At 40.5% G+C, this 5,886-nt stretch carries 3 protein-coding genes; all 3 read right to left on the bottom strand.

Annotated elements, in window-relative coordinates:
* Positions 1-91: 91 nt before the first annotated feature.
* Positions 92-4,720 carry a DUF4011 domain-containing anti-phage protein Hhe gene (gene hhe, locus CDZ78_RS18405; protein WP_140414203.1) on the bottom strand — a complete coding sequence of 1,543 codons (4,629 nt, stop codon included), beginning with the start codon at positions 4,718-4,720 and terminating at the stop codon, positions 92-94.
* 49 nt (positions 4,721-4,769) lie between these two features.
* Positions 4,770-4,910 (bottom strand): hypothetical protein, encoded by a 141-nt coding sequence (locus CDZ78_RS22365; RefSeq protein WP_167374400.1) that lies wholly within the window; start codon positions 4,908-4,910, stop codon positions 4,770-4,772.
* 79 nt (positions 4,911-4,989) lie between these two features.
* Positions 4,990-5,769: a DUF4011 domain-containing protein gene (locus tag CDZ78_RS18400; RefSeq protein ID WP_087871283.1), complete on the bottom strand. Its 780-nt coding sequence runs from the start codon at positions 5,767-5,769 to the stop codon at positions 4,990-4,992.
* Positions 5,770-5,886: the final 117 nt, after the last annotated feature.

The raw sequence follows: 5,886 nt of genomic DNA, 5'->3' as shown, positions 1-5,886 counted from the left end.
GTTTTATAGAAGGTTGACCACTTTTCTTATCCCGAACTCAGGTTAAGTAGGGCATTTTTAAAAAATGGCTTTTCGTGCAGGCACTAACTAACTAATTAAAATCTGCCCTTATAATCTCCAATACATTTTCAATATATTCACCTTCTGCACTTGCAGTACCCTGCCGTAAAAATGGCGGGACCAATTCTTTGAATTCCCAAGCTGTCTGCGGTGTAAATTCTAATAAAGCTTCAAGCATTGCGGGTCTTAACAATCGGTTTTTATCGGGTGTATCAGGATGTTCTTTTTTAATGACCATAAGATTAAAATGCTCAAGTTTTGTCTTCAAATCCGCCTGTTCATTCACATAGGAATCAACAATTTTCTCTTCTTTTTCTTGTTCAACAACTATTTCTCGTAAACTCACCTCTTCTGAAGGTTCTTCAAGATCATGGCTATATTCAGACTTCAGTTGATTTAGTTCTCTTATCAAGGGTTGCAGTTCAGCATGAGGATTCTTGAACCAGTCAGTTGACCAAATACGGTTAATCCGCCAGCCTAGACGCTCTAAAACCGCCTGACGTAAGCGATCGCGATCTCTAGCTGACTTTGCAGAGTGATAGCTGGCGCCATCGCATTCAATCCCCATCAAAAAGCGTCCTGGTTTTCCTGGATCAACAACAGCCAAATCAATAAAAAAACCTGCCACCCCAACTTGAGGAACTGTTTCAAAACCAGCATCACGTAAACTGTTGGCAACCGAAATTTCAAAATCACTATCAGCTTCTTTACCCGTATGTTGCGGCTGATGGATATAGCCCGTTTCGGCAAAACCTAAAAAGTCTTTAAGTGCCTTTACACCACGACTTGATCTTTCAGAAACTAAAATATCTTCACTTCCCATCGAAGAAAAGATATGCATTCGTTTTTTCGCTCTGGTAAACAGAACATTCAAGCGACGCCAACCAGTCTCTGAATTAATCGGCCCAAACCGTTGCATGACCTTAGCTCCATCAGATTGGGGACCGTAAGTAAAGGAGATATAAATAACATCTCTCTCATCACCCTGCACATTCTCAAGGTTTTTTATAAAAAGCGGTTCATCACAATCCCTGTTTTGTTCTAAAGCTTCCTGAAATTCAAGCTTCTGTTTGCTTAAATCCTCAATCGCCCTTTCTATCTGCTCCCTTTGTTTAGCATTCATAGCAACAACGCCTAAAGACTCATTCGGGCGTGACAAGAAATGCTTGGCAACTGCTTCAGCGATCACTTCCGCTTCCTCAATATTAGACTGCGCCACAAATTTCCCTCTTGCCACGCGAGTATGCTTAATACCATAATCCGAAGACTCACTGTGCGGCGAAGGAAAGACCACTAAATCACTGTCATAAAATGAATGGTTTGAAAAAGCGATCAGGCTTTCATGTTGAGAACGATAATGCCAGCGTAGCCTCCTGGCTGAAAACATCGGCATAGCTGCATCCAGAATACTTTCAGAATCTTGAATAGCAGTATTATCTTCATCGTCATCATTTACGGCCTTATAAAAAAAACTGGTGGGTGGTAACTGTTTGGGGTCACCAACGACAACCAGCTGTTTTCCTCTGGCAATAACACCTAATGCCTCCTCGGGCTTCATTTGCGATGCTTCATCCATGATGACTAAATCAAAATTGATTTCCCCTGGGGACAAATATTGCGCTGCAGACATAGGTCCCATCATGAAACAGGGTTTTAGGTTTAATAATGCTTGCCCAGACCTTTTAACTAATTGACGTAAGGGTACATGGCGAGTTTTTTTACCACATTCATGTTTTAATAAAGCCAACTCAGAGTAATTACTCACTCTACCGCCTGAATTTCCAGCAGGAATGTTCTTTTGCGCTGTTTTCCAGGCAATTTTTTGTTGTTGTAACGACTTCAGCCTTTCATCATAACGACAGAACTGCTGTTGAATTGTTTTCTGCTGACTGCCGGTGAATTGAGCCAATTCAGGTCGCTCTTCAATAATTTCGCGCGCAACCAGATCATAGACCGATAATAAATAAGCTGACTTAAAATCATTCCATTGTATTTTCCCGGTTTCAAGCACAGTGATTAACCCAGAAAATCCAATATCGTTCACCCGTTCACGAATTCTTACAAAATCCAGCCAATTAACCAACCAATCCTTGTTTGCAATTGCTTTGCTATTTCTTGCTATAAGCAAAGTTAAAGTGTCTTGCTCAACTCCTATCCACTGCTGCTCATCCAATAGTGTCCTTTTAATAAATTGTTGAAATAAAGTAAGGATATTTTCCTGCTTTTGTCTAATATCCTTAGCATATAAAGGAAACTTTTCCAAAAGTTCTACGGACGGCTTGTCATAAATCACATTTTTCAATGGTAAAACTTTAACCGCATCAATCTTTTTTGTAAGGCAAAGCGTAACTTCAGCCTGTTCCAAAAGCGATTGATTATTTTGGTGCAGTCCAATCTTTAAATCTAATAAACCCGCACATAAATTCTGGCTAACATCACTACGACTCCATTGATCGACAAAAACTTTCAAATCATTTAGCTGGACAAGCAACGCTGACATTTCTTTGAGATGAATATCTCCCTGCTTGAAAAAGCGTTGACAAGGCTCCAGACAATGCGACAACAAACTGCTTAACTCGATCAGTGCAGAGTCTTGACCTAGTAATAGTTTGTTACTATTTTTCAATGCTGAAAAATTTGTAAAGCTGTCCTGTAGAAAAACAATCTCATTTAAAATATGAGTGATTTGATTGTTTAAACCTTGCTCAGCAAGAGAATGAATACCCTTAGCCGTTGATATCGGCAAATCAATAATCGTTTGCCCCAAGTCTACTTTGGGCCCAAAACCAATACCATAATAGCTTCTAACTGCTTTGTACCAGGCTCTTAAGGTTTTTAGCTCATCGATTTGTGTGTTTAAACCCACAAATTTATCACCCAATAATTGAGTAAAGCGCTTATCAGCTTCCATTTTTTCTTTCGTTTCTACAAAAACAAGCAGGTCGTCTAGTTGATTTGATAGATCTTTAAATTTAGCTTTACGTCTTGCTGATAAACGTTTTAAGGCTTTTCGTGATTTCCGCCAGCTGGGTTTAAACCACTTAAATAAACCACCATTGACTAAGTTCTCATGGATCTCCTTCAACTTGCCTGACCTGGGCGCTTTATCCAGCTTTATCCAGTCATCAAGTTGCTTCTGTAAAGGCCATAACTGATCAAGATAGGTAGCCAATTCAGGAATGACATTATCAAGTTCCTCCTCATCAAAACACTCACCACGTTTTTTCCACAAAGCAATAGGTAATTGACTGGTCAAGTTAAGCAGCGATGAAAACTCGCGAATACCTTGTTCTGAATTTGAAATATGATGATAAAATGCAGGGCCAAAATGTTCCCCTACATTCTGGGCAACTCTTTCAATTTTATTGATCAACTCTTCGAGCTTATGAATACGATTAATACTTTTCGCTAAGTCAGCTAAGGAGTGTTGCTCGCTAATACCCAATGAAAAAAATCGACTTTGTGATTCAGCCAACACTTCATATTGATCTAAGTCCTCAAGTAAAGAAGCTGAGACATGCGGAGCCAACTGCATAAACAATGCTTGAATTGACTTGAACAAATGAATGTAATCTTCGAATAATTGCAAACTCTCGTCTCTTAGATTCGGAATAATCTCATAAACAGCCTGCTCGAAAGATTCAGAAAATAATGCAAAATCTTGTTCAATTAGTTCAATCGTTTCAAAACAATCAATCTTGTCTTGTTCAAAACCGACATCAGTACAAATGCTTGTCAGGGTTTCTTGTAAGTCCAGCAGGGAATTATTCCAACCCGACAATAACTCACACACCTGATGAGAATCGAACATCTGCAGCTCCAGATTGTTCACACCCGCCCAAGGGTGGGAGAGCATATCACTGCCCTCCTGAAATTGGTTAGAAACTGTCTGATAAGCCTGATGATAGATATCAATTTGATCGTCAAGATGTTTTTGCACTTCTGTATTAAACATATCACCATCAAATCCGATTGGGTGAATGGCAACAATATCGACTTCACCCATCTTTTCCCGATAACGAGTTGCCCGCATAAAAATTTCATGAATACTCAGCCCAGTATTTTTCCAGGGCTGATTAACCAAAATGACATAATTATTAAGCTGTTGTTTCAGCTGTTCATAACGTGAAATATCCGCATCTATTTCTGCAGGTGAATTGTAAGAACCTTGTTTGACCAAACGTGCATTAATATTTTGCAAAACCTGACTTTTCTGAGTGTTATGACTGTGTAATTCCAAACAAAAATCACCAAGTCCAGCCCTATCCAAACGGTGTTTTACAACTTGTAAAGCCGCAAGTTTTTCAGCAACAAATAAAACCTTTTTATCCTGAGCGAGTGCGGCTGCAATTAAGTTGGTAATCGTTTGGGATTTGCCAGTACCCGGCGGCCCCTCAATAACCATATTTTTACCATTAATGGCATCTATCAAAGCACTGTGCTGAGAGCTGTCAGCATCATCAATTAATGGATATTGTTCATGAATATCGCTTACCGAATCTATTTCATACTCTTGTGAAAACTGCGCTCCACCTTGTTCCTCATTAGAGCCAGAGGCAAAGAATTTTTGCACGATAGGATGGTTAACAATATTGCCTTCATCTTCAGGCCAACGTGCTGGGTCCAAGTCCAGATACATCAATAATTTGCCAAAATTCAATAGCGCCAGGGTGCAATATCGTCTTACCTTCCAGCGGGGTTGATTGATGTCAATTAACTGCCGCTGTCAGCCCCGGACGGGCTGATAGTCTCCAGAAGGCGCAGGGAAATTTGCCAATCCGAAGTGTATAGCGCGCGAGGGAGGCTAAAATTTTATCCCGAATAGCCGTAGAGCCATTTGTGGTAGCCATGACTGAGCTGCTTTGTGCTCAGTCTGTGGCGGACGCAGGGCGGCTGGAGCATCTCCTATTCGCTGCGTAGGTGAACGAATTACGGCGACAGGAGTCCCGGAATTTCGTGAGGTAGTATGGCGCGCCTGTTGATTTCCTCAAAATAAACATCAGGAGAAATAGTCTCATCCACTTCGGGAAGCGCTAAGCCGTAGTCAAGTTTTATTTTTTCCCGCAGGGACAGATTAGGTAAAATATCTTCACCGGTGTAGTTGAGGGTATAAACATAGGTTCCAGAATTTTTATTTAATTTGCCGCGATTCAGTTTAACTGGCACCAAAAATAATGGTGCTAATCTGGCTACATCGCTGTCATTGCTTTCAAACCATTCCAGAAAGCCAAAAGACAAAAATAGAATGTTTGCTCCCGTTTCTTCAATGGCTGTTTCTGCATTATTACGCACCTTTCTTAGTTGTGTCTCCATCTCATACGGAAACAATAAAGACTGGATGGCCTTGTCTTGATGCTTATCCGCTTCATCGTTCTCTGTCGGCATAGGGAGTTCATAATCTGTCTCAAGTTTTAACCACTTAGCCCACTCCAAAGCCGTTGGGTCTTTTTTTATCCGAACCTCATCTCCTGTCTCTTCTTCGATCTTCAAATAACCCGCCTCGATTAACTGTTCACGGGTCGGTTCCGGCACCGCCAAAAACTCCAGTTCTTCCTCCGTCAACAACAAATCACATAATTGATCAGGCAATTCGTCGATAATGCGTATATAAGCACCGCGCCCATGTTTGAAATTTAACAATCGGTTTCTGGCCGTAAGATCAAGCAGCCGGTTTCTGATTTGTTCGAGGGAATCAAGACAAAAGCCCATAAATGTCAAACCTTTATATTTTTATTATTCAGATGTATTTTTTTAATGAGGACTTAAATTCCTCATACGAATTTTTACGGTGATATCCGGTTTCCAGGAAACCTTTATCAGAATTAT

It is taken from the genome of Bathymodiolus platifrons methanotrophic gill symbiont (genome assembly GCF_002189065.1).
In the GTDB taxonomy this organism is placed as follows: Bacteria; Pseudomonadota; Gammaproteobacteria; order Methylococcales; family Methylomonadaceae; genus Methyloprofundus.
Note: the sequence above shows the minus strand (reverse complement) of the source record. Positions and strands in the feature narration are given on the sequence as shown.